Source organism: Erwinia sp. PME.40.26/001 (assembly GCF_055556675.1).
Genome location: NZ_JBVHNP010000003.1, coordinates 21,714 through 47,384 on the forward strand (window position 1 = coordinate 21,714; position 25,671 = coordinate 47,384).

The window sequence follows — 25,671 nt, forward strand, 5'->3', positions numbered from 1 at the left end:
GGCTTATCCTCTAAAATTATTTGCTACGGCGACGTACGATGAACTTATCGGTACGCTTGTTGCTGCGGGTTTTCTTACCTTTGGTCTGAACGCCCCACGGGGTTACCGGGTGCTTACCAAAGTTTTTACCCTCACCACCACCGTGCGGGTGATCAACTGGGTTCATCGCCGTACCGCGAACGGTAGGACGAATACCACGCCAACGAGCTGCACCGGCTTTACCCAGAACGCGAAGCATATGCTCAGCATTACCGACTTCGCCCAGGGTTGCGCGGCAGTCAATTTCGACTTTACGCATTTCACCAGAACGCAGACGCAGGGTAACGTAAGAACCTTCACGCGCAACGATCTGCACGTAAGTACCAGCAGAGCGAGCAATCTGACCGCCTTTGCCTGGTTTCATTTCTACGTTATGCACGGTAGAACCCACTGGGATGTTACGCATCGGCAGGGTGTTACCTGCTTTAATCGCAGCATCAACGCCAGACTGAATCTGGTCGCCAGCTTTCAGGCCTTTAGGGGCCAGGATGTAACGGCGTTCGCCATCTTTGTACAGAACCAGTGCGATGTTCGCAGAGCGGTTCGGATCGTACTCAAGACGTTCAACGGTCGCTGGGATACCATCTTTGTTGCGTTTGAAGTCAACAATACGGTAAGCCTGCTTGTGACCACCACCGATATGACGGGTAGTGATGCGACCATTGTTGTTACGGCCACCGGATTTGCTGTTTTTCTCAACCAGCGGGGCGAATGGTTTGCCCTTGTGCAGCTCCGCGTTTACCACTTTAACTACATGGCGACGACCCGGAGATGTCGGTTTACATTTAACAATTGCCATTGTTCTTCTCCTCCGACTTACTCAGCGCCGCCTGCGAAGTCCAGATTCTGGCCTTCTTTCAGGGTGACGTAAGCTTTTTTCCAGTCGCTACGACGACCAATACGCTGTCCAGAACGCTTAGTTTTGCCTTTAACCAGCAAAGTGTTCACGACTTCAACTTCTACTTCGAAAAGTTTCTGTACAGCGGCTTTGATTTCTGCTTTGGTCGCGTCTTTCGCAACTTTGAGAACGATGGTGTTAGTTTTTTCCATCGCAGCAGATGCTTTTTCAGATACGTGCGGCGCGCGCAGTACTTTCAGCAGACGTTCTTCACGGATCATGCCAGCATCTCCTCAACTTGCTTAACTGCGTCAGCAGTCATAACGACTTTGTCGAAGGCGATCAGGCTAACTGGGTCGATACCCGCTGCATCACGTACGTCAACCTTGTACAGGTTACGCGCGGCCAGGAACAGGTTCTCTTCCAGTTCGCCAGTGATGATCAGCACGTCTTCCAGAGCCATGTCTTTCAGTTTTTCTACCAGCAGCTTCGTTTTAGGAGCTTCCAGAGAGAACTGCTCGACAACGATCAGACGATCTTGACGTACCAGTTCGGACAGGATGCTTTTCAGCGCGCCGCGGTACATCTTTTTGTTAACTTTTTGACTGTGGTCCTGTGGCTTCGCAGCAAAGGTCACACCACCTGAACGCCAGATTGGGCTCTTTACAGAACCTGCACGAGCGCGGCCGGTACCTTTCTGGCGCCACGGCTTTTTGCCGGAACCAGTTACTTCAGCACGAGTCTTCTGAGCACGAGTACCCTGACGAGCACCTGCTGCATAAGCAACAACAACCTGGTGTACCAGCGCTTCGTTGAAATCACGACCGAAGGTAGTTTCGGAAACAGTCAGCGCGCTTTGCGCGTCTTTCAATACTAATTCCATTGCTATCCCCTTACGCCTTCACAGCTGGTTTAACGATAAGGTCGCAACCGGTAGCACCGGGTACTGCACCTTTAACCAGCAGCAGGTTGCGCTCAGCGTCAACACGTACAACGTCCAGACTCTGAACTGTTACACGCTCGTTGCCCATCTGGCCTGCCATTTTCTTGCCTTTGAACACTTTGCCCGGAGTCTGGTTCTGACCGATAGAACCCGGTACGCGGTGTGACAAGGAGTTACCGTGCGTAGCATCCTGAGTACGGAAGTTCCAGCGCTTTACAGTACCGGCAAAACCTTTACCTTTAGATGTTCCAGTCACGTCAACTTTTTTCACGTCAGCGAAAATGTCAACATTAATGCTCTGACCTACAGTGAACTCAGCGCCTTCAACGGTGCGGAATTCCCACAGACCACGGCCAGCTTCAACGCCAGCTTTAGCAAAGTGACCTGCTTCAGGCTTAGTTACACGGTTTGCTTTTTTAGCACCGGTAGTTACCTGGATAGCAGTGTAACCGTCGTTTTCCAGGCCTTTGACCTGAGTAACGCGGTTTGCTTCAATTTCGATCACGGTTACAGGGATAGAAACGCCATCTTCTGTGAAGATACGGGTCATACCCACTTTTTTACCGACTAAACCAATCATTGTTTCAACCTCTCAATCGCTCAATGACCTGATTAACCCAGGCTGATCTGCACGTCAACACCTGCAGCCAGATCCAGACGCATCAGAGCATCAACCGTTTTCTCGGTTGGCTCAACGATGTCAACCAGACGCTTGTGAGTGCGAATCTCATACTGATCGCGCGCATCTTTGTTGACGTGCGGAGAGATCAGAACGGTAAAGCGCTCTTTGCGGGTCGGCAGCGGGATAGGACCACGTACCTGCGCACCAGTGCGCTTGGCAGTCTCTACGATTTCCGCAGTTGATTGATCGATCAGACGATGATCAAACGCTTTAAGACGGATACGGATTCTTTGGTTCTGCATGAGACCAGAGCTCCAATTATTTATAAACGAAAAGAATTACTACTCGCATCCATTACGATTGATGGAGGAGTGTAATCGTTGAGCACATAACCCGCATATCGCGAGTATTGTTGACAGGCACTTTCGTACTTGTCTGCGACTCATATTGAATCGCGCCAGGCCGTATTGGCAGGCCCGCGTATTATACGTACATTCAGGGGTAAAGCAACTGCATTGTGTGTTTTATCGCTGATGGGATGTTACTCATCGGGAGAGCAAATGCCCTCCCCTGCCGTAACGGGCGGGATTGTCAGGCTTCCCTCTTTCTACAGATAAAAAAAAGAGCGCCGAAGCGCTCTCTTTTCTTTTGCTCTGGCAGAGCATGCTCTGCCAGACAAGTTTCGACAATTAAGCGATAACTTTAGCAACAACACCTGCACCAACGGTACGGCCGCCTTCGCGAATTGCGAAACGCAGACCGTCGTCCATTGCGATTGGGTGGATCAGGGTAACAACCATCTGAATGTTGTCGCCTGGCATAACCATTTCCACGCCTTCTGGCAGTTCGATGGTACCGGTCACGTCAGTTGTACGGAAGTAGAACTGTGGACGGTAGCCTTTGAAGAACGGAGTATGACGGCCGCCTTCATCTTTAGACAGAATATAAACTTCTGACTCGAACTTGGTGTGTGGCTTGATTGAACCTGGCTTAGCCAGTACCTGGCCACGCTGGATATCTTCACGCTTAACACCGCGCAGCAGGATACCACAGTTCTCACCCGCACGGCCTTCGTCCAGCAGCTTACGGAACATTTCAACACCGGTACAGGTTGATTTCACGGTATCTTTGATACCAACGATCTCAACTTCTTCACCGACTTTAACGATACCGCGCTCTACACGACCGGTCACAACAGTACCACGGCCGGAGATAGAGAAGACGTCTTCGATTGGCAGCAGGAATGGCTTATCAATCGCACGCTCTGGCTCTGGGATGTAGTTATCCAGGTGACCAGCCAGTTCGATGATTTTCGCTTCCCACTCTGCTTCACCCTGCAGGGCTTTCAGTGCAGAACCACGAACAACCGGGATGTCGTCGCCAGGGAAATCGTAAGCAGACAGCAGCTCACGCACTTCCATTTCAACCAGCTCCAGCAGCTCTTCGTCGTCAACCATGTCGCATTTGTTCATGAATACGATCATGAACGGAACGCCAACCTGGCGACCCAGCAGGATGTGCTCACGGGTCTGAGGCATTGGGCCGTCAGTCGCAGCAACAACCAGGATAGCGCCGTCCATCTGAGCAGCACCGGTGATCATGTTTTTCACATAGTCGGCGTGGCCTGGGCAGTCAACGTGCGCGTAGTGGCGAGTTGGGGTGTCATATTCAACGTGAGACGTGTTGATGGTGATACCACGTGCTTTTTCTTCTGGTGCGTTATCGATCTGGTCGAATGCACGAGCAGAACCGCCGTAGGTTTTAGCCAGAACGGTGGTGATAGCTGCAGTCAGGGTAGTTTTACCGTGGTCAACGTGGCCGATAGTACCTACGTTGACGTGCGGTTTGGAACGTTCAAATTTCTCTTTAGCCACGACAATATTCCTTACTTTAATGCTCTCACCCTTTGGTGAGAGCATATGATCAATATTTAAACTGTAGCTTATTTGCTACGAGCTTCAATTACGGCCTGAGCGACGTTGTTCGGCGCATCATCATACTTCAGGAACTCCATGGAGTATGAAGCACGGCCTTTAGTCAGAGAACGCAACTGAGTCGCGTATCCGAACATTTCAGACAGCGGAACTTCAGCGTGAATCTGAACGCCAGTAGCGTTAGATTCCTGTCCTTTGAGCATACCACGACGACGGCTAAGGTCACCGATAACGTCACCGGTGTTCTCTTCCGGAGTCTCTACTTCAACCTTCATGATCGGCTCAAGCAGAACTGGTGTTGCTTTCTTAAAGCCGTCTTTGAACGCAATAGAAGCAGCCAGTTTAAACGCCAACTCTGAGGAGTCAACGTCATGGTAAGAACCGAAGTGCAGACGAACACCCAGGTCAACTACCGGATAACCAGCCAGCGGGCCTGACTTCAGCTGCTCCTGGATACCTTTATCAACTGCAGGGATGTATTCACCAGGAATCACGCCGCCTTTGATGTCGTTGACGAACTCATAACCTTTAGGGTTAACGCCCGGCTCCAGTGGGTACATGTCGATAACAACATGACCGTACTGACCACGACCACCAGACTGCTTGGCGTGTTTACCTTCGATATCGGTAACTTTCGCGCGAATCGCTTCACGGTAAGCAACCTGAGGTTTACCGACGTTGGCTTCAACGTTGAATTCACGCTTCATGCGGTCAACGATGATGTCCAGGTGCAGCTCACCCATACCGGCGATGATGGTCTGGTTAGTTTCTTCATCAGTCCATACGCGGAATGATGGGTCTTCTTTAGCCAGACGACCCAGAGCCAGACCCATTTTTTCCTGGTCAGCTTTGGTTTTTGGTTCAACAGCGATCGAGATGACCGGCTCTGGGAACTCCATGCGCTCCAGAATGATAACGTTGTCCGGGTCACACAGGGTGTCACCAGTGGTCACGTCTTTCAGACCGATAGCTGCAGCGATGTCGCCTGCACGAACTTCTTTGATCTCTTCACGCTTGTTGGCGTGCATCTGTACGATACGGCCCAGACGCTCACGCGCAGATTTAACCGGGTTAAACACGGTATCGCCTGAGTTCACCACGCCAGAGTACACGCGGAAGAAGGTCAGGTTACCCACGAATGGGTCGGTAGCGATTTTGAACGCCAGAGCAGCAAATGGCTCGTTGTCGTCTGAGTGACGAACAGCCGGAGTATCTTTGCCATCATCCAGCATACCGTTGATCGCGGTAACGTCAGTCGGTGCTGGCAGATATTCAACAACCGCATCCAGCATCGCCTGAACACCTTTGTTCTTAAAGGCAGAACCACAGGTGACCAGGATGATATCGTTGTTCAGAACGCGCTTACGCAGAGATTCTTTAATCTCTTCTTCAGTCAGCTCTTCACCGCCGAAGAATTTCTCCATCAGCTCATCAGAACCTTCAGCTGCGGCTTCAACCAGCTTCGCACGCCATTCTTCAGCCTGTTCCTGCATATCAGCTGGAATATCTTCGTATACGAAGGTAACGCCCTGATCGGCATCGTTCCAGTTGATCGCTTTCATTTTCACCAGGTCAACAACACCGGTGAATTTCTCTTCTGCGCCAATAGCCAGCTGCAATGGCACCGGGTTTGCACCCAGTCGCGCTTTCATCTGCTCTACGACTTTCAGGAAGTTAGCACCCATGCGGTCCATTTTGTTAACGAACGCGATGCGTGGAACTTTATATTTGTTAGCCTGGCGCCATACGGTCTCAGACTGTGGCTGAACGCCACCAACCGCACAGTAAACCATTACTGCGCCATCAAGCACACGCATAGAACGCTCAACTTCGATAGTGAAGTCAACGTGTCCCGGGGTGTCGATGATGTTTACGTGGTGTGGCTCGAACTGCTTAGCCATACCAGACCAGAAACAGGTGGTCGCAGCGGAAGTGATGGTAATACCACGTTCCTGTTCCTGCTCCATCCAGTCCATGGTAGCCGCGCCGTCATGTACTTCACCGATTTTGTGGTTTACACCGGTGTAGAACAGAACACGTTCGGTAGTGGTCGTCTTACCGGCGTCGATGTGTGCGCTGATACCAATGTTACGGTAGCGCTCAATGGGTGTTTTACGAGCCATTTGATTCCTCTGATTCTTAGACGTTCTAAGTTAAAAAAGCCCAGCAGGTGAGTCACTGGGACGCCCGCTGGGTTTATAACAACTACAGAGCTGTTACCAGCGGTAGTGAGCGAACGCCTTGTTGGCTTCGGCCATACGGTGAACGTCTTCACGTTTCTTCACTGCAGTGCCTTTGTTTTCTGCAGCATCAGAAAGTTCGTTCGCCAGGCGCAGAGCCATAGATTTATCACCGCGTTTACGAGCAGCTTCTACGATCCAACGCATTGCCAGAGCATTACGACGAACCGGACGGACTTCAACTGGTACCTGATAAGTAGAACCACCAACGCGACGGGATTTAACTTCCACGGTTGGGCGGACGTTGTCCAGGGCTACTTCGAATGCTTCCAGCTCGTTTTTACCAGAACGCTGAGCCAGGGTCTCCAGCGCGTTATAAACGATAGTTTCAGCAGTAGATTTTTTACCATCTACCATCAGGATATTGACAAATTTGGCCAGCAATTCTGATCCGAACTTAGGATCTGGCAGGATTTTACGCTGACCAATGACGCGACGACGTGGCATGGAAATACTCCGTTGTTAATTCAGGATTGTCCAAAACTCTACGAGTTTATTATGACATTTAAGATAAAACGTTTGGCCTTACTTAACGGAGAACCATTAAGCCTTTGGCTTCTTCACGCCGTACTTGGAGCGAGCCTGCTTACGGTCTTTAACACCTGAGCAGTCCAGCGCGCCACGAACGGTGTGGTAACGCACACCTGGCAAGTCTTTTACACGACCGCCACGGATCAGGATCACGGAGTGTTCCTGCAGGTTATGACCTTCACCGCCGATGTAGGAGGTAACTTCAAAACCGTTGGTCAAACGAACACGACATACTTTACGCAGTGCGGAGTTCGGTTTTTTAGGGGTAGTAGTGTATACACGAGTACATACACCACGTTTCTGCGGGCAGGCTTCCAGCGCAGGCACGTTGCTCTTTGCAACTTTGCGTACGCGTGGTTTGCGAACCAGCTGATTAACTGTTGCCATTAAATAGCTCCTGGGATTTAGCTTTTGCTTCGTAAACACGTAATAAATCGCCTCGCGGAATCACGAGGCCGCAGAATTTTAGGGCTCGGCTAGAAAAGAGTCAAGAAATAACCAGGATTACCGTACTTACCAGGTCATTTGTTGTGGATGACTGACCGCCAGCTTAACGAAACCAGTATAGCCTACTACGGTCACTTTGGATGAAATTTGAGCAGTCAGCCCGCGCGCATCAAGATCTTCCCGTAGCACGTACACTGAGATGGGGGCATTTAGCAGCGCTTCAAGTGCCGGACTCCCGTCCAGGGCAGCAATCACCCCGTCCTGTAGCAGCAGCACCGCATCGCCCTCCGCTAGCAGACGTAGCAGGGCAGATAGATCCGTACGGAAGGGTGAGGTCATCAGAGTATGTAGCATGGCAACCTCAGAAGGTAATGATACGATCGTAATCGTTTAGCCTGGCGCGCAGGGCATCCGGTGCCAGCATCTCTGTCGCCAGTACCCGGGCAGCATCTGCTGCTATTCCTCTTTCTGCCAGGGCTGCCGCACACACATAGCAGTGCTCAACATCATACAGCGGCAGCACGCCAAAGGTAGCGATGTAGTTTCGCGCCAGGATCTGCTGCGGCTGCTGCCCTGCGGTCAGTTGCAGTACCCCATCGCTGATAAAGAACAGCGCAATCTCATCGCTCAGTGCTGATGTGGCCAGAACGGCATCCAGCCCTTCACGACCACTGGAAGAGCCATGCGGAGCCTGGGTGAAAACAAACGCTATACGGGCCATCAGAACTGCACCAGACGATCGCAGGTCAGTGCAGCTTCTGCCAGCGAGCCCAGGCCTGATAGTTGGAATCCCTCCGCCAGGTTAGCAACAGGCAGGCCAAGCTGAGTGGCTTCCTGACAGTCGGTAATTCCCCGACGCAGCGCGGCCGCCACGCAGATATTCAACTGAACACCTTGCTGTTCATGTAGCTGCTGCCAGCCGCGCGTCAGGTCGAACTCATCGCTGGCTGGTGCGTTTAACAGGCTGGCATTGAGCACACCCTCCCGGTAGAAGAAGATACTGTCCAGCGTATGTCCCTCTTCCAGTACGGCATTGGCAAACAGCCAGGCGCTACTTGCCTGCTGTGTACCATAGGCCGGCCCGGTCACCATCAGACAAAAACGCATTACTTTTCCTGCCCGTGGAAATCGCCGTTTTTAAACTGCCGGATATAGAGATACACGGTGTGCTTAGAGATATTGAGGCGGTCGGCGACCTGATTAATCGCATCTTTAATATCAAAAATGCCCTTCTCATACATGTTGAGAACAATCTGGCGATTCTTGGCATTGTTGGACACGTTACGATCGGCACTGACCTCTTCGATAGTGAACTCCAGCGTCTGCATAACCAGATCTTCGACGGATGAGGCGAAGTTGACCGAGGAGGCCACTTCCTGCGTTTCAGGCGGCATAAACGTCGCCATTATCTGCGAGAACGGCACGTCGAGATTCATATTAATGCACAGCAGTCCGATCACCCGCTGGTCTCGATTGCGGATAGCGATCGTAACGGACTTCATCAGTACGCCGCTTTTGGCTCGGGTAAAGTAGGCTTTGGATACATTACTGTCTGCCCCCCTCATGTCATGCAACATACGCAGGGCGAGGTCAGTAATCGGCGAACCGATTTTACGACCGGTATGTTCCCCGTTGGCAATACGTACCGCCGAGCACTTCAGGTCTTCAAGCGAGTGCAGGACGATCTCGCAGTGCGAACCGATCAGCATGGCAAGCCCGTCAACCACGGCTTCATAGGATTTTAGAATTTCGAAATCACCGGGCGTAAAGGGGTGCTGCTCCAGCAGCTCCGAATCCGCAACCTCACCGGAGAAAAGTGAATTAGACATCAACGACACCACCCTTTGACAAGAGCCTGTCACACGGCGCCAGGGCAGACTCATTCTTATTAAATGCGCGCGGGGTAGTCTAGCAAATATGGGAAAGGCGTGTCCCGCCCTTTGTCGTTAAATACAACATGGCGCAAAAAAGGTGTGAAAACAGCGGGGTAAGGCAAAAAAAAACGCCACCCGGAGGTGGCGTTCATCATCTTATTTTTTGGCTTTTGCGTCGCCAGCGGCCGGGGCGGCCTGCTCTGCGTTGTTATCCGCTTTCGCCGCTGGTTTGATATCGAGCAGCTCAACATCAAAGACCAGGGTGGAGTTAGCCGGGATACCCGGAACGCCATTTTTGCCGTAAGCCAGGTTCGGTGGGATCACCAGCTTGATCTTGCCGCCTTTCTTCACGTGCTTCAGACCTTCAGTCCAGCCCGGGATAACACCATCCAGACGGAACGACAGGGGCTCACCACGCGTGTAAGAGTTGTCAAACTCTGTACCATCAATCAGCGTACCTTTGTAGTTCACTACGACGGTATCGCTGTCTTTAGGTGTCTCACCGGTACCTTCTTTCTCTACCTGATACAGCAGACCAGATTCTGTTTTCTTCACGCCTTTTTCTTTAGCGAACTTCGTCGCAAAAGCTTCACCTTTTGCGGTGTTCTCTTTCGCGTCTTTTTCCATCTTCGCCTGGGCTGCACCCTTCACACGACCTTCGAAGGATTGCAGGGTTTGTTCAATTTCCTGATCGGAGAGTTTGCTCTTACCGGCAAACGCATCCTGAACACCAGCGATAAGCTGGTCTTTATCCAGTGCGATGCCCAGTTTTTCCTGCTCCTTCAGGGAGTTTTCCATGTAGCGACCTAAAGAGGCGCCCAGCGCATATGCCGACTGCTGGTCGTCATTTTTGAATGCGGCATTTTTCGGGGCCTGCTGCTGTGCAGTTGGCTTAACCGGAACAGCATCAGCAGCCATTACCAGAGGAGCATTCAGTGCAACAGCCATCGTGGTTGCTAGCAATGTAACTTTAAACAATGATTTCATCCATCTCTCCAAAACCGAAGCATCTCACCTCGGAAATCGTTGCAGACCTGCGGCCTGTAATATACCTGGTGGCGCGATGACAAAACAGTCACGCCGTAAAAACGCGAAGTTAACTTCCGACCGCGTGATTATCCGAAAGTTTCAACACAGGTGTGGTGGCATCCCTGCGCCTTTTCAACCTCTGGCGGCCAATTTACGCCATAACGCTTACTTCTGCCTGCATTTTACCGTTAGAATCAGAAAATTCACGAGCCCTGATGAAGGGCCGGTAGTAACAAGAGGAAACAAAATGCAACAGTCCGCGCTGGAACAACGGCTGGAGATGATGGAAAGCAAACTGGCGTTTCAGGAACATACCCTTGAAGAGCTCAACATGACGGTAGTTCAGCATGAGCTGGAAATGGCACGCCTGCGCGATCAGATGCGACTGCTCACCGATAAGCTGAGAGAGGCCGCACCCTCCATGCTGGCGGACCAGTCCGAAGAGACGCCTCCCCCCCATTATTAATAGTCTTATCAGAATGGCTGCAGAGAGCTGCTGCGTTGCCCCGTCCGCGTGAATACTCACCTGTCGATGTATGCTGTGCTTTCCCGCTGCCTTGCGCCCTGCATCCCCACGCTCGTTCATTTGTCTATCGAACGCAAGAAAGCAAAAAGGCCACCCTTAGGTGGCCTTTATTACTGATATTGCACAGTATTTTGCATTGTAGCAGGCCGGTAAACCTTGTGAATTCCCGACAGCACAGATAACTATGTCACTGGCATTCGGAAGTGAAGCCAACGCTGCTAATGCGCGAAAGACGAGAGGATATTAGTGGCTACAGCCACAGCCGCCCGTCCCGCAACCACCCTGACCGTGGTCATGGTCATGGTCATGGTCGTGGTCGTGGTGATGACCATCAGCACCGTGAACGTGACCGTGAGCCAGCTCTTCTTCCGTTGCTTCGCGGATTGCGATCACTTCGACGTTAAAGCTCAGGTTCTGACCCGCCAGCATATGGTTACCGTCAACCACAACGTGCTCATCTTCCACTTCGGTGATTTCCACCGGTACCGGGCCCTGGTCGGTTTCTGCCAGGAAGCGCATGCCTACCTGCAGTTCGTCAACGCCCATAAATACGTCTTTTGGTACGCGCTGTACCAGATTATCGTCGTAGGCACCGTACGCATCGTTTGACGCGATGTTCACATCAAACTTATCGCCTACCACATGATCTTCCAACGCTTTTTCCAGCCCGGAGATCAGGGAACCATGACCGTGCAGGTAGTCCAGCGGTGCACTCACCGGAGACTCATCAACCAACACACCGTCTTCTGTACGTACCTGGTATGCCAGGCTGACCACGAGGTCTTTTGCTACTTTCATGATTACTCCTAACCGTTGAGAGCTTGAGCCCTGATTCATTGACTGTTATTTGCAGCCTGGTGCTCTAAGTGGCGACGATTGTATCGAATTTCAACGCGGCTGTAAGGAACAACTGAAAAAAAGCTGTACCTCCGGCGTTACTCAGGGTGAAATATCCCAATCACCTGCTCATGGGTTCGCACCTGCTCACGCGCCTGCTTGTCGGCTTCGCGCATCTGATGGCCGCACTTAACGCACTCCACCACATCGATATTATTTTCCCGCCACAAAGCGAGTGTATCTTTTGCCTGACACTTCGGACAGGTTGCACCAGCGATAAAACGTTTACGCATATTAATCACCCATAAATCTGTAGGGGATGACCTTTAGTTACGGTCAGCCCGTTGTGCCGCAGGGTGCAGCCAGACAAGCACCGCTCCCTGCGGGCCGACTGATGTCATCAATCGGCCTCATCCCAGCCGTCAAACTGCCGCTTCTCATGCTGCATTTCGGCCTGGAAGATATCCTCCAGTTCGCGTCGGGCTTCTTTCACCCTTGAGATCTGCTGACTGTCGGTATGATTCGGCATCAGCTCACGCAGCATGCGCATATCCAGGCGACGGAAGTGTTGCTGTGCGCGAAACGCCTGATGCGGGTGCATGCCCAGCGTCATCAGCGTCTTTCGGCCCAGCTCCAGCGCACTGCTAAAGGTTTCACGAGAAAACTGTGAGACTCCCGCCTGCAGCAGTTCGTGTGCCTCAACGCGGCCACGGGCGCGGGCCAGGATTTGCAGATGCGGGAAGTGCTGCTGACAGAGATGAACAATCTCCATCGCATCTTCCGGGCCGTTACAGGTTATCACGATCGACTGTGCCGTTTCTGCCCCTGCGGCACGCAGAAGCTCCAGTTCAGTCGCATCACCGTAATACACTTTGTAACCATATTTTCGCATCAGGCTGACCGCACTGATGTCGCGTTCGAGGACCGTAATACGTTTTTCATTAGCCATCAGCAGGCGGGCAACAACCTGTCCGAAGCGGCCAAACCCAACGACAATGACCTGCGGCTTATCATCTTCAACAAACGGTTTTTCCTGGCTGTCATCCACCTCATTGAAGCGCCGTGCGAGGATCTTATCCACGCCTTGCATCAGCAGCGGCGTGGTCATCATCGACAACGTCACCGTCACCAGCAGCAGGGGCATCTGATCGCCACTGAACAGTTTCGCGGAGGCCGCCGCCGAGAACAGGACGAACGCAAACTCCCCCCCCTGACTGAGCACCCCGGCAAACTGCAATCGTTCAGAACTGCGCAGGCCATAAATGCGCGACAGCAGATAAAGCACGCCGGTTTTCACTGCCACCAGTGTGATAACACCGATGAGGATTTCAATGATATGGGTATAGAGCACGCCAAGGTTTAACGCCATCCCCACCGAAATAAAGAACAGGCCCAGCAGCAGTCCTTTAAACGGATCGATAGCGATTTCCAGCTCGTGGCGATATTCACTTTCGGCCAGCAGGATACCGGCAATAAAGGTACCGAGCGCCATCGACAGCCCCAGTGCATCCATAAACAGGGCAGACCCCAGCACCAGCAACAGAGCGGCCGCAGTGAAGACTTCACGGACGCCGGAGGCGGCGATAAAGCGGAAGATTGGCCGCAGCAGATAACGCCCCCCGACCAGCATGCCGCCAAAGGCCAGCACCTTCATACCGACTTTCATCCAGTCGGTATGTCCGCTATCACCGCCGGCAAGCAACGGCACCAGCGCCAGCGCAGGAATAACCGCTAAATCCTGGAACAGCAGCACGGAGAAGCCAAGTTGCCCGGACTCATTGCGGTTCATTGCTTTGTCGCGCATGAGCTGCAAGGCCATCGCGGTTGATGACATCGCCAGACCGATGCCACCGACGATTGCTGCCTGCCAGGAGAAATCGGTCAGCCATAATAATCCTCCCAGCACCAGCGCACTGAGGATCACCTGGGCCGCACCCACGCCAAATATAGACCGTCTCAGTTCCCACAGTTTGGAGGGTTTCAGCTCCAGCCCGATGATAAACATCAGGAACACCACGCCCAGCTCCGAGAAGTGCAGGATTTCATCAACGTCGCTGATAAACCCGAGCCCCCAGGGGCCGATAGCAATCCCGGCCAGTAAATAGCCTAATACCGCGCCGATACCCAGACGCGCTGCAATCGGCACGGCGATCACCGCCGCAAACAAATACACCACCCCTGCGGTCAGGAGGCTTTGACCTTCCATCTACACTCCTCCATGCGGCAACGGGGTTGCCAGCCAGTCGCCATAGGCGCGGGCATAATTTTTCATCACGTCAGCCGACTGACGACGTGCCCAGTAAATCACCATTGGCGTCATCCAATGCATATTGCACATCTGTGCCGTCAGTTCGAACGGACGCATAATGTCCGACATCGGATAACGGTTCAGCCCTTCCTGATGGTAGGCCGCTTCGGGTTCACCGGTAGTGATCACGCTGCGCCAGTATTTTCCTTCCAGCATATTACCGCCGGGACCGCTGGCAAAACCCCGCGACAACACGCGGTCCAGCCACTCTTTCAGCAGCGCAGGACAGCTGTAAGTGTAAAGAGGATGTTGGAAAACAATGACGTCATGTTCACGCAGTAGCTGCTGTTCACGGTGAACATCAATAAAAAAGTCAGGATAGTGTGCGTACAGATCGTGAACCGTTACATGCTCCAGATGATGCGCCGGCTGTAACAAAACGCGATTAGCAATCGAATCCTGAGACTCCGGATGGGCATACAACAGCAGGACTTTAGGCGGCTGCGACATCATTCCCCTCCAAATCGTCGTCATGGCGGGAGATTTCCGCTACCATGCTCGACGCAACGGAACTCTGTGATTCCGAAAACTGATTATGATGGTGTAATTTAACATACTCTGAACTTACGGCGCTTATGATTGTATTCTCCTCGTTACAAATTCGTCGCGGTGTCCGCGTACTGCTGGACAACGCAACAGCCACGATCAACCCCGGTCAGAAAGTGGGCCTGGTGGGCAAAAACGGCTGCGGCAAATCCACGCTGCTGGCCCTGCTGAAAAACGAGATAAGCGCCGATGCAGGCAGCTTCAGCTATCCGGGTACCTGGTCACTCGCTTGGGTGAATCAGGAAACGCCGGCGCTGGACATTCCCGCCATTGAGTATGTTATCGACGGTGACCGTGAATTTCGTCAGCTGGAGTCTGAATTAGCGCAGGCCAACGAGATTAACGATGGCCACGCTATCGCCACACTGCACGGCAAGCTGGATGCGGTTCAGGCCTGGACCATTCAGTCTCGCGCGGCCAGCCTGCTTGACGGTCTCGGTTTCACCCAGGACCAGCTGCAGCGCCCGGTGAGTGATTTTTCTGGCGGCTGGCGTATGCGTCTTAACCTTGCGCAGGCGCTGATCTGCCGTTCTGACCTGCTGCTGCTGGATGAACCCACTAACCACCTCGATCTCGATGCAGTGATCTGGCTGGAACGTTGGCTGAAAAGCTACAGCGGCACGCTGGTCCTGATCTCACACGACCGTGACTTCCTTGATCCGGTCGTTGATAAAATCCTGCATATTGAACAGCAGTCGATCTTTGAATATACCGGTAACTACAGCTCCTTCGAGATCCAGCGCGCCACCCGCCTTTCTCAACAGCAGTCGATGTTCGAACATCAGCAGCAGAAAGTGGCGCACCTGCAAAGTTTTATTGACCGCTTTAAGGCGAAAGCCAGTAAAGCGAAGCAGGCACAGAGCCGCATTAAAACGCTGGAGCGCATGGAGCTTATTGCACCGGCCCACGTCGACAACCCGTTTACCTTCAGCTTCCGCGAGCCGGAAAGTCTGCCTAATCCGCTGCTGAAAATGGAGAAAGTCAGCGCGGGCTACGGTGACAGGAAGATCCTCAACTCCATTAAACTGAACCTGGTTCCCGGATCGCGCATTGGCCTGCTGGGGCGTAACGGGGCGGGTAAATCGACCCTGATCAAGCTGCTGGCGGGCGAACTGGCACCGCTGCAGGGCGATATCGGCCTGGCGAAGGGTATTAAGCTTGGCTACTTCGCCCAGCACCAGCTGGAGTTTCTGCGCGCCGATGAGTCCCCCCTCCAGCATCTGGTGCGTCTGGCCCCGAAGGTGCTGGAACAGCAGCTGCGTGACTACCTCGGCGGCTTTGGTTTCCAGGGTGATAAGGTCAGCGAAGAGACACGCCGTTTCTCCGGCGGCGAAAAAGCACGCCTGGTCCTGGCTCTGGTTGTCTGGCAGCGCCCGAATCTGCTGCTGCTGGATGAACCGACAAACCACCTTGATCTCGATATGCGCCAGGCTCTGACCGAAGCGCTGATTGATTTCGAAGGTGCGCTGGTTGTCGTCTCGCATGACCGCCACCTGCTGCGCTCGACCACCGATGACCTGTATCTGGTGCACGATGGCAAAGTGGAAGCCTTTGAAGGGGACCTGGAAGATTATCAGCAGTGGCTGAGTGACCAGCAACGACAGGCCAGTGCCGATGCCGCCCCGAAGGCCGACAGCGCCAACAGCGCGCAGGCGCGTAAAGATCAGAAGCGCCGCGATGCCGAATTGCGTACCCAGACTCAGCCACTGCGTAAGCAGATTGAGAAACTGGAAAAGCAGATGGAAAAGCATAATGCCCAACTGGCTGATGCAGAAAATCAGCTGTCTGACAGCGCGATTTACGAGCAGAGCCGTAAAGCCGATCTGACCGCCGCGCTGCAACAGCAGGCAACGGCGAAATCAGCGCTGGAAGCGTGCGAAATGGAATGGCTGGAAGCCCAGGAAGCGTTAGAATCGATCATGAATGCCTGACTCATTAATCCGGGCGCGGCGTACCGCGCCCTCAAGGTTACTCCGCCGCCAGCCGCTGGCGCAGTGCGGTCAGGTCCTCAACATTGTGCAGTTTGCCATCCAGGAAGCGGATTTTCAGCTCTCCGCCCTGCTCCTGCTGCCAGCTCTGACTGTCCCGCAGACAATATTTCCCCTCATCATTTTTCTCCACCCGCAGCAGGCCCCGCGCTGAGTTTTTCATGCCGTTGTCGGTTTTAGGCTGTTTGAAAATCTCACGACCCACCCCGTTCACTTCGCCGTAGGTCGCTTTCATCGCGAAGCCGAAAGTATCACGGGTATTGTACTGGTAGGTGTAAGACCCTACGCCGAATACCACATTACTGCTGGCAAAACCTTTTGCCTCCAGACGGCTGAGGATCTGATCGGCGCGTTCCAGGGTAATCGAGTCGCCGTAGATCAGGCCGACGTGCGGATCCAGCACTTTGTAACCTTTGGCATTGATCGTACCGCCAAAAATCTCCCACAGCACCTCTACCGAGCCTTTCTGTTCAGCACTGCGTGACGGATCGCGATCCGTATCATCGCCGCTGCCGCAGAGAATGGCGACCGGATCCCCGCTGTCCGGCCGAAAGACCAGGCGGCCCTCACGCGCCATGATTTCCGGCTTCAGCTCACGGCTGTACTCCGTCAGCACCTTCCAGTAGTCCCAGGTATCCGACACTACCGAGACAAAACCAGCCGGATACAGCTCCGTCAGCAGGCGACGGAAGGTGGCAATTTCACCCTGTTCTTCCCCCATACACATCACACTGTGTTCGGTAGCGGGAATACTCCCGGCGATAAATGTCCCTGCCGCAGGCGTGTAGTACTGCTGTGCGTAGAGGATCGACGGCAGGCTGTCAGTGCCGGTAAAACTCAGCAGGTGGCCAACACCAGACTGTGCGGCATCGTGCAGCCCGGACATGCCCCGGAACGAGAAGTCATGACACTGAAAATCAATGTGTGACGTATCGTCACAGGTACGGTCTGCCCACCGCTGACAGATCTGACGATAGTGGTGTGCCACGGTGGCATTGGTGGATGACTTCCACAGCTCCGCCGACATCACGCTCTCCAGATAATTGACCAGCCAGAAGAACTCATCCACGGTATTGGTGATGGTCAGCACCGGGATCTTCATCGGCACCTTACTGCCTTCATCCAGACTCTTGATTGCCAGCGGCAGATAACCAAGACGGTGCAGGGCGCGGATATGCTCAACGCTGACGCTATCTTTACCCAGGTAACTGTCCATCAGTTGCTGATACTCGCCCACCACCTGCTCTTCCGGCTGGGCGAAGAATTTGTCATTAAACAGGTCGACCATAAACCACTGTAAAAAGCCCTGCAGACCGAAGAACACCAGCGAATCATCCGCCAGCGGCGACTGGAAATAGCGATTCCCACGCGGCGTGAAGTTGGAATACACCCGGCTCGTCCCCTGAGGATACTGCTCACGGTGCGAGGTTTTGTAACCGTCGATAGCCATAATCGGATTAATTTGCATGTGTTGCTCCTTCACTGCGGTAAATGGTTTCAATATCAATCAGCTCAACACGCTCCGAAGCCTGACTGGCTTCAGCCAGCGAGGTGGTGGTCCAGATGCGGTCAATACCCTGACTCAGCAGGTGGTCGACACCTTTGCTGAACAGCCCGTGCGTGACGTACAGACTAACCGATCGCGCACCGGCCGCCCGTAACACCGTCGCCGACCCGATAAAAGTCCCACCGGCATCACACAGGTCGTCAGCAATCAGAACATCCCGGCCTGTCACGTCGCCTTTCAGCAGTTCAAAACCGCTCAGTGCGCCGCTGGCAATATCACGATGCTTACCGAGAATACCGTACTCTTCGGCACTGACCTGCTGTGCCAGAGAATGGATTTTTTTCAGCGCTCCGGCGTCCGGGGCAATCAGCATCATGCCCTGTTCCAGGGCCGACCGCAGGCTGCGGCTGTGGACCAGGCAACGATGCTGGGGAATGGCGACCAGGCGGTCAACCACCCCGGCGGCCACATCGCTGTGGGGATCCAGCACCACCACCCGGTCAAAGCGCAGCTGATTAAGGAAACCGGCAAAGACCTTGAGGGCAAAGCTGTCCCCGTCACGCATCGTACGATCCTGACGGGCATACGGCAGCCACGGTAGCTCCAGCGTGGTCTGACGCAGCAGGCAGCGCTGACGTACCGCATCCAGCACCTGCGCCACCAGCATTAAATCGTCCAGCGTCTGCATGGCGCTGGCGCGCAGCGTCAGGATTTCAGCCCGGGGATCCAGCGGGGCAGAAACCCGCCCCCAGACCGCACCATCAGGAAAACGTCCGCTTTCCAGAGATACATCCTGGCCATCAAGCGTTAATTGCAGTTTCATCATCACCGACCCCTTTTTACCCGATTAATGTCACAAGGACACTTATATAATTGTCCAAGAGACAATAATTAACAAGCGAAAATTGACGTTGCCGCGAACAAAGTTAATAACGCGTTGATTTATTGTAACATTAATTTATCATTCACCGCTGTTTCATTGAATCACCCCGCCAGGGCTGCTATTGTGTCCGAGCGACACTTCCTGCAGGTAATGCCATGTCATCAGAACACGAGTATCTGGCGCACTACGACGCCTCACGCTATCCCTCCCCGATTGTCACCGTCGACAGCGTGCTGTTTACGTTATGGCATGAGCAGCTGTGCGTGCTGCTGGTACAGCGCGCTAATCACCCGCAGCGCGGCTGGTGGGGGCTTCCGGGGGGATTTATTGATATGCAGAAAGATGATTCCACGCGGGCAACCGCGCTGCGTAAGCTGCGTGAGAAAACCACCGTCAATCCGCCGTGGCTTGAACAGCTGGCGACGTTCTCCGGGCCTGAACGCGACCCGCGCGGCTGGAGTCTGACCACCGCATGGTATGCGCTGATCGCCGCCGAGGACTGTCAGGCGGAAAGTGATGACGTCAGCGACGTGCAGTGGCAGCCGCTGGCCGGACTGGCGTCGCGCAGTGATATTGCTTTTGACCACCAGCAGATCATTGCCGAAGCGCTGAAACGGCTGCGGCAGAAAACGCTCTACTCCCTGCTGCCGGTATACTGCCTGCCCGCCGCGTTTACCCTGACGCAACTGCAGGAGGTGACGGAGACAATCCTTGACCGCCCGGTTCAGCGTAAAAGCCTGATACGCCGCTTTGAAGCATCAGAGATGTTTGAAGAAACCGGGGAGAGCGTAGCGACCGGCGCGCGTAAGGCTAAACTTTACCGCATGAAACCCGGCGTCAATATTCATCATTTCTCGCGCAACCTGATGAGCGACCACTAAGCAGCGCTCGGTAAAATGACCCTACCGGCGCCAGACAGGTCGGCAGGGCTCTGCCACAGAGAGTTTAAAAGGGTTTATCTCCGAGAATCGTGGCGCGGTGCATAATCCGCCTGGCAGGAAGGTAATCCGCGTTGGCATAATGCTGAGTCACGCGGTTATCCCAGATGGCCACATCACCCACCTGCCAGCGCCAGCGCACCTGGAAATCCGGTTTGGTGATGTGCGCGAACAGGAAGTTCAGCAGCGCCTCACTCTCCTTCTCTTTCAGCCCGACAATACGCGTAGTAAAGCCTTCGTTCACGAACAGCGCCTTCTTACCGCTAACAGGGTGGGTGCGGATCACCGGATGCAATACCGGTGGATGCTTCGCGACCGCCTGCAGCCAGCGCTGATGCTCCTCCTCACTGTGGCGATATTTATATTCCTGGAACGCTTTACGAAAATCATGCTCCGCCTGTAAACCACCAAGCAGCACTTGTAGCGGCTCAGATAACGCCTGAAAAGCCGCAACCCCACTGGCCCACAGCGTATCACCGCCGGTTTCCGGCAGCCGCTGTGCCGTGAGGATCGCCCCGGCGGGTGGGGTTTCAATAAACGTGACGTCAGTATGCCAGTTATCGTTATCAGGCGGATTATCGTCGTGCGTATCCAGCACGATGATCTCTTCCACGTCCGGCGCATGAGGATAAACCGGATGAATATGCAGGTCACCAAAGCGGGCCGCCAGCTGACGGTGCTGCAGCGGGGTCAGAGGCTGGTTGCGCAAAAACAGGACCTGATGACGGATCAGGGCGTGATACAGCTGCTCAAACTGAGCATCACTCAGCGGGCGGCTCAGGTCAATGTCACTGACAAGCGCACCGATCGCGGGGCCAAGCGCCTGAATATTAATACGTTCGTTCATTGTTGTACTCCATGCCAGGGGGTCAGACGGCGCTGCAGGGCGCGGAGCCCCAGCTCCAGCGCAAAGGCGATCAGGGCAATCACCGCAATCCCGGCCAGCACCACGTCGGTCGCCAGAAACTCCCCGGCGGACTGCACCATAAAGCCCAGCCCCCGGGTGGCGGCGATCAGTTCAGCGGCCACCAGCGTCGACCAGCCGACGCCCAGGCCAATGCGGATACCGGTCAGGATCTCCGGCAAAGCACCAGGTAGCACCACATGCCACAGCACCTGCCAGCGGCTGGCCCCCAGCGAACGCGCCGCACGCAGGCGCACCTGCTGCGCGCTTTTCACACCGCCCAGGGCCGACATCGCTATCGGCGCGAAGATCGCCAGGTAGATCAGTAAAATTTTCGAGGTTTCGCCAATGCCAAACCAGATCACCATCAGCGGCAGATAGGCCAGAGGCGGCACCGGGCGGTACAGCTCAATCAGCGGGTCAAGTATCCCGCGGATCGTCTCATTCAGCCCCATCAGGATCCCAACCGGCACGCCAACCAGCGTGGCGGCCAGCAGCGCAATGACAATGCGTGTCAGGCTGGCACCCAGATGCTGCCACAGCGTGGCATCCATAAAGCCGGCCGGGCTGGCGATGGTCAGCAACTGGTGTAAAACCTGCTGCGGCGGCGGCAGAAACAGCGGCGCAATCAGGTGTAAAGCGGTCACAGCCCACCATATCGTCAGCAGTACCAGCAGTGTGGCAACGCTGAGCGTCAGCGCGCGTGACAGCGGCCAGCGCAACCGCGGGCGGCGGACCGGGCTTTTTTCACTAATCAGTGAGCTCATGCAAATACCTCGCGCTGCTGAAAGACACGGCCCAGCACGTATTCACGGCGCTCAATAAAAGCTGGATCGGACTTGATGGCCCGACAGGCTTCGCCCTCTGCGTAACGGCGGCCAAAGTCGAGTGACAGCCGTTCCACAATGCGCCCCGGCCCCGGCGACAGCAGGATCAGCTCGCTGGCGAGAAAGACCGCCTCTTCGATATCGTGGGTAATCAACAGGATCTGCTTGCCGCTGTCCCGCCATAAGGTCAGCAGCAGCTCCTGCATCTGCTCCCGGGTGAACGCATCAAGCGCACCAAAAGGCTCGTCCAGCAGCAGACGTGGATCGGCGGCCAGCGCACGGGCAATCCCTACCCGCTGGCGCATCCCGCCGGACAGCTGCCAGATATAACGCTTCTCCGCGCCCTCCAGCCCGACTTTTTTCAGCATCTGCCCGGCCACCCTGCGGCGGGCATCTTTTTCGATCCCCGCCAGCTGCAGTCCAAAGGCCACGTTATCCAGTACATTGCGCCACGGCAGTAGCCCTTCATGCTGAAAAACCACGCCGCGGTCAGCTCCCGGCCCGGTTACCGGCTGCCCGTCCAGCGTGATGCTGCCGCTATCCGCCGCAATAAACCCGGCAATCAGGTTCAGCAGCGTCGTCTTGCCACAGCCTGACGGCCCCAGAACCACCACCAGCTCTCCGTTGCCGATCGACAGGTTGATATCCTGTAAGGCCGGCTGTCCTGCATAGCTGGCGCGAAGATGAGAGACTGACAGCATGATGGCGACTCCGGTTATTGAGCGAGCGATTTGACAAAACGGTCGGTCACGTAGCTGCTGTAGTCCGTCGCAACCGACGGCACTTTGCCCTGCTCTTTCAGGAATTGCGCCGTATCGACAATCGCCTTATTAACCGGGCCGTTAAGCTGGGCGACCTGCTGTTTTGCCGACAGATAGGTATTGCCTTCCACCAGTCCCGGCACATCGGCAACCGGTACCCCGCTGAAGCGCGACAGCTTGCTGAGGTTATCTTCCTGTTTCAGCCACTGCTGCGGGTTATCAAGATAGGCTTTCTGTGCCTCCAGCGCGCTGCGGGCAAAGGCGGTTACCACTTCCGGATGCTGCCGGGCAAAGTCTTTACGTACCACCCAGACATCCAGCGTTGGCGAGCCCCACTTTGCCACCTGAGCAGAATCCGTCAGTACCTTACCGTCTTTCTCCAGTTGATTAACCGCCGGGGCCCAGACGTAGGCACCATCAATATCCCCGCGTTGCCAGGCGGCCAGAATCGCCGGGGGCTGCAGATTAATAATCTGCACCTGACCGGGCTTGATACCCCAGTGTTTCAGTGATGCCAGCAGGCTGTAATGGGTGGTGGAAATAAACGGCACGGCGATACGCTTCCCGATCAGATCCTTCGGGTCTTTAATCTCTTTTTTCACCACCAGTGCTTCGGAGTTACCAAGCTGAGAAGCCAGCAGAAATACTTCGATCGGCAGCTGCTGACTGGCGGCAACGGCCAGCGGACTGGAACCGATGTTGCCGATCTGCACATCACCCGACGCCAGTGCCCGAATGACGCTGGAACCGCTGTCAAATTTACGCCAGTCCACTTTCGCCCCGCTCGCTTTGGCAAAGGTCTCGTCGGCCTGGGCCACTTTCGCTGGCTCGGCTGAGGTCTGATAAGCGACGGTCACCTCTACCGCCTGAACGTTGAGTGCTGCCAGTGACAATGCCGCTGCCAGAATTGAAAGTGTGAATCTACCCGCCATAGCCTGCTCCAGAGATAATTATTATGGGTGAACACCTCCTTTGTAACCGGGCGCGAGCATTGTAATAAAGTAATTAAAAATTATTTTTTATATCAAAAATTGCTTAGAAAGAATTGTGGATTGGTTAGCTGAAAAGTGGGTTTATTCACAGCGGGCGCGATGTTAGCGGGTATGAGTCCAGCAGGGAGAGGTCTTTTGTCGGTCCGGCGTGCTCAGACTGGCCTCAGACCTGCCGCCGGCGGTTTAGCGATAAAAAATGTGTGGGAATATCCCAGGGTCAGTGCCAGATCAGCAGCACGCACGCCGCCGTCAGCAGCCCCATAAACACGTTAAAAAGGGTCCAGGCACGCCGGCTGCGCAGGATACGGCCAATCAGCGTGCCGAAACCTAACCAGATCAGCCCGGACACCAGGTTGACCAGCGCCATACCGAAACTGATGGCGATCACAGAAGCCTGATACGCTTCGCCCGCCAGACTGAAGCTGGCCACCGCGCCGAGCGCCATCAGCCAGGCTTTCGGGTTGATCAGCTGCAGCAGTCCCCCCTGCCAGAACGGCATTGGCGCGGCAGGCGCACTGCTGGTTTCCAGTTTTTCATACTCGGCGCTGCCAATCTTCCATGCCAGCCACAGCAGATAAGCACTGCCGGCAATTTTCAGGAACAGGTGAATAGACGGGTAAAGCAGGATTAAGCCGCCCACGCCAAAGGCCACCATCAGCAACATCACCTGCATACCGATCATAATGCCAATCAGCAACATCAGAGAGCGCAGAAAACCAAAATTAGCACCGGAGGCGGTGAGTAACATATTATTAGGGCCTGGCGTGATGGCAGCGACCCAGAGAAAACCTAACATAGACAAAAACAGACTCAGTTCCATAGAACGGGTGCTCCTCGCCCCCTGAAAAATAAACAACCCGACGAAGCTAACAGTGAGCCATGGATCCTACAAGCTCTGAGCACATGAATTTTAATCACCTGAACCATGACATTTTTCGTCCGCTGGCCGGGGGCAGCAATCCGCATCTGCAAACCCTTCTGCCGCGCCTGGTACGCCGCCGTATTACGCTACGTCCGCACTGGCAGCGCCTGACTCTGCCCGACAGCGACTTCGTTGATCTGGCGTGGAGCGAAGACCCGGCAGGTGCCCGCGATAAACCGCGCGTGGTGCTGTTCCATGGCCTGGAAGGGAGTTTTCACAGCCCGTATGCCCATGGGTTGCTACAGGCATGGAAAGCGCGTGGCTGGCTGGGCGTTGTAATGCATTTTCGTGGCTGCAGCGGCGTGCCTAACCGGCTGAACCGCATTTACCACTCCGGTGAAACGGAGGATGCCAGCTACTTCCTGCAGTGGCTGAGGGACGAATGGGGCACCGTCCCGACGGCAGCGGTCGGCATTTCACTGGGCGGCAATATGCTCGCCTGCCTGATGGGTAAGCAGGGCGAGGCATGCCTGCTGGACGCGGGTGTGGTGGTTTCCGCCCCGCTGATGCTGGAACCCTGTAGTCAACGCCTGGAGCAGGGCTTTTCGCGCATTTATCAGCGTTACCTGCTGGGCCTGCTGAAGCAGAATGCCGCGCGCAAACTCATTGCCTGGCCTGGTACCCTCCCTGTCGATCTGGCACAGCTTAAAGCGCTGCGCCTGCTCCGTGATTTTGATGATGCGATCACCGCCCGCGCACACGGCTTTGTGGATGCCACTGACTACTACCGTCGTTGCAGTGCGATGCCACTGCTGCCCGGCGTACGCAAACCGTTGCTGGTGATCCATGCTAAAGATGATCCGTTTATGACCCCGGACGTGATCCCCGATACCACACTGCTGCCCTCCTGCATTGAATATCAGCTCACGCAGTACGGCGGGCACGTGGGTTTTGTAGGCGGTACGCTGCGTCAGCCACAGATGTGGCTGGAACAGCGTATTCCGCAATGGCTTACCCCCTGGCTGGACAACTGATGATTATTCCCTGGAAAGAACTGGATACCGAAACGCTTGATAACCTCATTGAATCTTTTGTGCTGCGTGAGGGCACTGACTATGGTGAACAGGAACGTTCGCTACAACAGAAAGTGGAGGATGTCCGTCGTCAGCTGAACAGCGGCGACGTAGTGCTGGTGTGGTCTGAGCTGCATGAATCCGTCAACATCATGCCGCGCGGCCAGTTTCGCGACGAGCAGAGATGACTTTAGCGGGCGAAACATGTTAACAATGATCTGT

General features: G+C 54.6%; 30 protein-coding genes. 5 read left to right on the forward strand and 25 right to left on the reverse strand.

The features are described 5' to 3' along the window. Positions 1-16 precede the first annotated feature (16 nt). The 14 genes from rplB to fkpA form a co-directional block, all read right to left on the reverse strand. A complete protein-coding gene (gene rplB, locus ACZ3HG_RS10620; protein WP_118665377.1) occupies positions 17-838 on the reverse strand; it encodes a 50S ribosomal protein L2 in 822 nt (273 codons plus the stop codon). 17 nt (positions 839-855) lie between these two features. Next, on the reverse strand, positions 856-1,158 hold the full coding sequence (gene rplW, locus ACZ3HG_RS10625; RefSeq protein ID WP_062749336.1) for a 50S ribosomal protein L23: 303 nt from the start codon (positions 1,156-1,158) through the stop codon (positions 856-858). Further along, entirely contained in the window at positions 1,155-1,760 is a 606-nt protein-coding gene (gene rplD / locus ACZ3HG_RS10630; protein ID WP_023656564.1) for a 50S ribosomal protein L4, read from the reverse strand. Before rplD ends, rplW begins: the two co-directional genes overlap by 4 nt. 10 nt (positions 1,761-1,770) lie before the next feature. Further along, entirely contained in the window at positions 1,771-2,400 is a 630-nt protein-coding gene (rplC, locus tag ACZ3HG_RS10635) for a 50S ribosomal protein L3 (protein WP_048917638.1), read from the reverse strand. Positions 2,401-2,432: 32 nt separating this feature from the next. After that, the gene (gene rpsJ, locus ACZ3HG_RS10640) at positions 2,433-2,744 is read right to left on the reverse strand and encodes a 30S ribosomal protein S10 (RefSeq protein ID WP_001181005.1); all 312 of its coding nucleotides are present in this window, start codon (positions 2,742-2,744) and stop codon (positions 2,433-2,435) included. Between the two features lie 387 nt (positions 2,745-3,131). Beyond that, a complete protein-coding gene (gene tuf, locus ACZ3HG_RS10645; RefSeq protein ID WP_255851371.1) occupies positions 3,132-4,316 on the reverse strand; it encodes an elongation factor Tu in 1,185 nt (394 codons plus the stop codon). 68 nt (positions 4,317-4,384) lie between these two features. Next, positions 4,385-6,499: an elongation factor G gene (gene fusA / locus ACZ3HG_RS10650; RefSeq protein ID WP_062747531.1), complete on the reverse strand. Its 2,115-nt coding sequence runs from the start codon at positions 6,497-6,499 to the stop codon at positions 4,385-4,387. A gap of 93 nt (positions 6,500-6,592) precedes the next feature. Then, positions 6,593-7,063: a 30S ribosomal protein S7 gene (gene rpsG / locus ACZ3HG_RS10655; protein WP_004160604.1), complete on the reverse strand. Its 471-nt coding sequence runs from the start codon at positions 7,061-7,063 to the stop codon at positions 6,593-6,595. Between the two features lie 96 nt (positions 7,064-7,159). Next, positions 7,160-7,534, reverse strand: coding sequence for a 30S ribosomal protein S12 (gene rpsL / locus ACZ3HG_RS10660; protein ID WP_003852912.1), 375 nt, complete (start codon positions 7,532-7,534; stop codon positions 7,160-7,162). A gap of 126 nt (positions 7,535-7,660) precedes the next feature. Continuing rightward, positions 7,661-7,948 carry a sulfurtransferase complex subunit TusB gene (tusB, locus tag ACZ3HG_RS10665; protein ID WP_191936700.1) on the reverse strand — a complete coding sequence of 96 codons (288 nt, stop codon included), beginning with the start codon at positions 7,946-7,948 and terminating at the stop codon, positions 7,661-7,663. A gap of 7 nt (positions 7,949-7,955) precedes the next feature. Continuing rightward, positions 7,956-8,315: a sulfurtransferase complex subunit TusC gene (gene tusC / locus ACZ3HG_RS10670; RefSeq protein WP_191934611.1), complete on the reverse strand. Its 360-nt coding sequence runs from the start codon at positions 8,313-8,315 to the stop codon at positions 7,956-7,958. Further along, a complete protein-coding gene (gene tusD, locus ACZ3HG_RS10675; protein ID WP_191934610.1) occupies positions 8,315-8,701 on the reverse strand; it encodes a sulfurtransferase complex subunit TusD in 387 nt (128 codons plus the stop codon). Before tusD ends, tusC begins: the two co-directional genes overlap by 1 nt. Beyond that, complete coding sequence (locus ACZ3HG_RS10680; protein WP_191934609.1) at positions 8,701-9,423, reverse strand: helix-turn-helix transcriptional regulator; 723 nt, start codon at positions 9,421-9,423, stop codon at positions 8,701-8,703. The genes tusD and ACZ3HG_RS10680 overlap by 1 nt, the downstream gene beginning before the upstream one ends. 201 nt (positions 9,424-9,624) lie before the next feature. Beyond that, positions 9,625-10,455 (reverse strand): FKBP-type peptidyl-prolyl cis-trans isomerase, encoded by an 831-nt coding sequence (fkpA, locus tag ACZ3HG_RS10685; protein WP_191934608.1) that lies wholly within the window; start codon positions 10,453-10,455, stop codon positions 9,625-9,627. A 289-nt stretch (positions 10,456-10,744) separates the two neighbouring features. On the opposite strand from fkpA, the gene ACZ3HG_RS10690 reads away from it, so the two are divergent. Continuing rightward, on the forward strand, positions 10,745-10,963 hold the full coding sequence (locus ACZ3HG_RS10690; RefSeq protein WP_191934607.1) for a SlyX family protein: 219 nt from the start codon (positions 10,745-10,747) through the stop codon (positions 10,961-10,963). A gap of 303 nt (positions 10,964-11,266) precedes the next feature. On the opposite strand, the gene slyD is transcribed toward ACZ3HG_RS10690, so the two are convergent. The 4 genes from slyD to kefG all read right to left on the reverse strand — a co-directional run bounded on the left by slyD (position 11,267) and on the right by kefG (position 14,618). After that, entirely contained in the window at positions 11,267-11,821 is a 555-nt protein-coding gene (gene slyD, locus ACZ3HG_RS10695) for a peptidylprolyl isomerase (RefSeq protein WP_187510409.1), read from the reverse strand. Positions 11,822-11,958: 137 nt separating this feature from the next. Next, on the reverse strand, positions 11,959-12,159 hold the full coding sequence (locus ACZ3HG_RS10700) for a YheV family putative zinc ribbon protein (RefSeq protein ID WP_162901020.1): 201 nt from the start codon (positions 12,157-12,159) through the stop codon (positions 11,959-11,961). A 101-nt stretch (positions 12,160-12,260) separates the two neighbouring features. Further along, positions 12,261-14,066, reverse strand: coding sequence for a glutathione-regulated potassium-efflux system protein KefB (kefB, locus tag ACZ3HG_RS10705; protein ID WP_191934606.1), 1,806 nt, complete (start codon positions 14,064-14,066; stop codon positions 12,261-12,263). Next, positions 14,067-14,618, reverse strand: a complete 552-nt coding sequence (gene kefG / locus ACZ3HG_RS10710) for a glutathione-regulated potassium-efflux system ancillary protein KefG (RefSeq protein ID WP_191934625.1) — start codon at positions 14,616-14,618, stop codon at positions 14,067-14,069. It abuts the gene before it with no gap. A gap of 125 nt (positions 14,619-14,743) precedes the next feature. Between kefG and ACZ3HG_RS10715 the strand changes: the two genes are divergently transcribed. Continuing rightward, the gene (locus ACZ3HG_RS10715; protein WP_191934605.1) at positions 14,744-16,645 is read left to right on the forward strand and encodes an ABC transporter ATP-binding protein; all 1,902 of its coding nucleotides are present in this window, start codon (positions 14,744-14,746) and stop codon (positions 16,643-16,645) included. Positions 16,646-16,682: 37 nt separating this feature from the next. Here ACZ3HG_RS10715 and ACZ3HG_RS10720 read toward each other — a convergent pair whose 3' ends face one another. Continuing rightward, entirely contained in the window at positions 16,683-18,170 is a 1,488-nt protein-coding gene (locus tag ACZ3HG_RS10720; protein ID WP_465332804.1) for a nicotinate phosphoribosyltransferase, read from the reverse strand. After that, positions 18,160-19,035, reverse strand: a complete 876-nt coding sequence (gene prs / locus ACZ3HG_RS10725; protein WP_191936703.1) for a ribose-phosphate diphosphokinase — start codon at positions 19,033-19,035, stop codon at positions 18,160-18,162. Before prs ends, ACZ3HG_RS10720 begins: the two co-directional genes overlap by 11 nt. Before the next feature lie 212 nt (positions 19,036-19,247). Between prs and ACZ3HG_RS10730 the strand changes: the two genes are divergently transcribed. Then, positions 19,248-19,973 carry an NUDIX hydrolase gene (locus ACZ3HG_RS10730; RefSeq protein ID WP_465332805.1) on the forward strand — a complete coding sequence of 242 codons (726 nt, stop codon included), beginning with the start codon at positions 19,248-19,250 and terminating at the stop codon, positions 19,971-19,973. Positions 19,974-20,037: 64 nt separating this feature from the next. Here the strand turns inward: ACZ3HG_RS10730 and tauD are convergent, their stop codons facing one another. The 5 genes from tauD to ACZ3HG_RS10755 all read right to left on the reverse strand — a co-directional run bounded on the left by tauD (position 20,038) and on the right by ACZ3HG_RS10755 (position 24,334). Then, on the reverse strand, positions 20,038-20,877 hold the full coding sequence (gene tauD / locus ACZ3HG_RS10735; RefSeq protein WP_191934601.1) for a taurine dioxygenase: 840 nt from the start codon (positions 20,875-20,877) through the stop codon (positions 20,038-20,040). Beyond that, positions 20,874-21,701, reverse strand: a complete 828-nt coding sequence (gene tauC, locus ACZ3HG_RS10740; protein WP_465332806.1) for a taurine ABC transporter permease TauC — start codon at positions 21,699-21,701, stop codon at positions 20,874-20,876. Before tauC ends, tauD begins: the two co-directional genes overlap by 4 nt. Beyond that, positions 21,698-22,462: a taurine ABC transporter ATP-binding subunit gene (tauB, locus tag ACZ3HG_RS10745; RefSeq protein ID WP_465332807.1), complete on the reverse strand. Its 765-nt coding sequence runs from the start codon at positions 22,460-22,462 to the stop codon at positions 21,698-21,700. Before tauB ends, tauC begins: the two co-directional genes overlap by 4 nt. 14 nt (positions 22,463-22,476) lie before the next feature. Further along, positions 22,477-23,454 (reverse strand): taurine ABC transporter substrate-binding protein, encoded by a 978-nt coding sequence (tauA, locus tag ACZ3HG_RS10750; RefSeq protein WP_191934598.1) that lies wholly within the window; start codon positions 23,452-23,454, stop codon positions 22,477-22,479. A gap of 277 nt (positions 23,455-23,731) precedes the next feature. Beyond that, complete coding sequence (locus ACZ3HG_RS10755; RefSeq protein ID WP_465332808.1) at positions 23,732-24,334, reverse strand: LysE family translocator; 603 nt, start codon at positions 24,332-24,334, stop codon at positions 23,732-23,734. A 59-nt stretch (positions 24,335-24,393) separates the two neighbouring features. Here ACZ3HG_RS10755 and ACZ3HG_RS10760 point away from each other — a divergent pair, with 59 nt between their 5' ends. Then, positions 24,394-25,410, forward strand: a complete 1,017-nt coding sequence (locus ACZ3HG_RS10760; RefSeq protein ID WP_191934596.1) for a hydrolase — start codon at positions 24,394-24,396, stop codon at positions 25,408-25,410. Next, positions 25,410-25,637, forward strand: a complete 228-nt coding sequence (locus ACZ3HG_RS10765) for a YheU family protein (RefSeq protein WP_191934595.1) — start codon at positions 25,410-25,412, stop codon at positions 25,635-25,637. Before ACZ3HG_RS10760 ends, ACZ3HG_RS10765 begins: the two co-directional genes overlap by 1 nt. Positions 25,638-25,671: the final 34 nt, after the last annotated feature.

Bases quoted from the DNA above. Each gene is read 5' to 3' on its own strand.
- rplB (WP_118665377.1), bottom strand. From the start codon at position 838: ATGGCAATTGTTAAATGTAAACCGACATCTCCGGGTCGTCGCCATGTA.
- rplW (WP_062749336.1), bottom strand. From the start codon at position 1,158: ATGATCCGTGAAGAACGTCTGCTGAAAGTACTGCGCGCGCCGCACGTA.
- rplD (WP_023656564.1), bottom strand. From the start codon at position 1,760: ATGGAATTAGTATTGAAAGACGCGCAAAGCGCGCTGACTGTTTCCGAA.
- rplC (WP_048917638.1), bottom strand. From the start codon at position 2,400: ATGATTGGTTTAGTCGGTAAAAAAGTGGGTATGACCCGTATCTTCACA.
- rpsJ (WP_001181005.1), bottom strand. From the start codon at position 2,744: ATGCAGAACCAAAGAATCCGTATCCGTCTTAAAGCGTTTGATCATCGT.
- fusA (WP_062747531.1), bottom strand. From the start codon at position 6,499: ATGGCTCGTAAAACACCCATTGAGCGCTACCGTAACATTGGTATCAGC.
- rpsG (WP_004160604.1), bottom strand. From the start codon at position 7,063: ATGCCACGTCGTCGCGTCATTGGTCAGCGTAAAATCCTGCCAGATCCT.
- rpsL (WP_003852912.1), bottom strand. From the start codon at position 7,534: ATGGCAACAGTTAATCAGCTGGTTCGCAAACCACGCGTACGCAAAGTT.
- tusB (WP_191936700.1), bottom strand. From the start codon at position 7,948: ATGCTACATACTCTGATGACCTCACCCTTCCGTACGGATCTATCTGCC.
- tusC (WP_191934611.1), bottom strand. From the start codon at position 8,315: ATGGCCCGTATAGCGTTTGTTTTCACCCAGGCTCCGCATGGCTCTTCC.
- tusD (WP_191934610.1), bottom strand. From the start codon at position 8,701: ATGCGTTTTTGTCTGATGGTGACCGGGCCGGCCTATGGTACACAGCAG.
- ACZ3HG_RS10680 (WP_191934609.1), bottom strand. From the start codon at position 9,423: ATGTCTAATTCACTTTTCTCCGGTGAGGTTGCGGATTCGGAGCTGCTG.
- fkpA (WP_191934608.1), bottom strand. From the start codon at position 10,455: ATGAAATCATTGTTTAAAGTTACATTGCTAGCAACCACGATGGCTGTT.
- ACZ3HG_RS10690 (WP_191934607.1), top strand. From the start codon at position 10,745: ATGCAACAGTCCGCGCTGGAACAACGGCTGGAGATGATGGAAAGCAAA.
- slyD (WP_187510409.1), bottom strand. From the start codon at position 11,821: ATGAAAGTAGCAAAAGACCTCGTGGTCAGCCTGGCATACCAGGTACGT.
- kefB (WP_191934606.1), bottom strand. From the start codon at position 14,066: ATGGAAGGTCAAAGCCTCCTGACCGCAGGGGTGGTGTATTTGTTTGCG.
- kefG (WP_191934625.1), bottom strand. From the start codon at position 14,618: ATGTCGCAGCCGCCTAAAGTCCTGCTGTTGTATGCCCATCCGGAGTCT.
- ACZ3HG_RS10715 (WP_191934605.1), top strand. From the start codon at position 14,744: ATGATTGTATTCTCCTCGTTACAAATTCGTCGCGGTGTCCGCGTACTG.
- ACZ3HG_RS10720 (WP_465332804.1), bottom strand. From the start codon at position 18,170: ATGCAAATTAATCCGATTATGGCTATCGACGGTTACAAAACCTCGCAC.
- prs (WP_191936703.1), bottom strand. From the start codon at position 19,035: ATGATGAAACTGCAATTAACGCTTGATGGCCAGGATGTATCTCTGGAA.
- ACZ3HG_RS10730 (WP_465332805.1), top strand. From the start codon at position 19,248: ATGTCATCAGAACACGAGTATCTGGCGCACTACGACGCCTCACGCTAT.
- tauD (WP_191934601.1), bottom strand. From the start codon at position 20,877: ATGAACGAACGTATTAATATTCAGGCGCTTGGCCCCGCGATCGGTGCG.
- tauC (WP_465332806.1), bottom strand. From the start codon at position 21,701: ATGAGCTCACTGATTAGTGAAAAAAGCCCGGTCCGCCGCCCGCGGTTG.
- tauB (WP_465332807.1), bottom strand. From the start codon at position 22,462: ATGCTGTCAGTCTCTCATCTTCGCGCCAGCTATGCAGGACAGCCGGCC.
- tauA (WP_191934598.1), bottom strand. From the start codon at position 23,454: ATGGCGGGTAGATTCACACTTTCAATTCTGGCAGCGGCATTGTCACTG.
- ACZ3HG_RS10755 (WP_465332808.1), bottom strand. From the start codon at position 24,334: ATGGAACTGAGTCTGTTTTTGTCTATGTTAGGTTTTCTCTGGGTCGCT.
- ACZ3HG_RS10760 (WP_191934596.1), top strand. From the start codon at position 24,394: ATGGATCCTACAAGCTCTGAGCACATGAATTTTAATCACCTGAACCAT.
- ACZ3HG_RS10765 (WP_191934595.1), top strand. From the start codon at position 25,410: ATGATTATTCCCTGGAAAGAACTGGATACCGAAACGCTTGATAACCTC.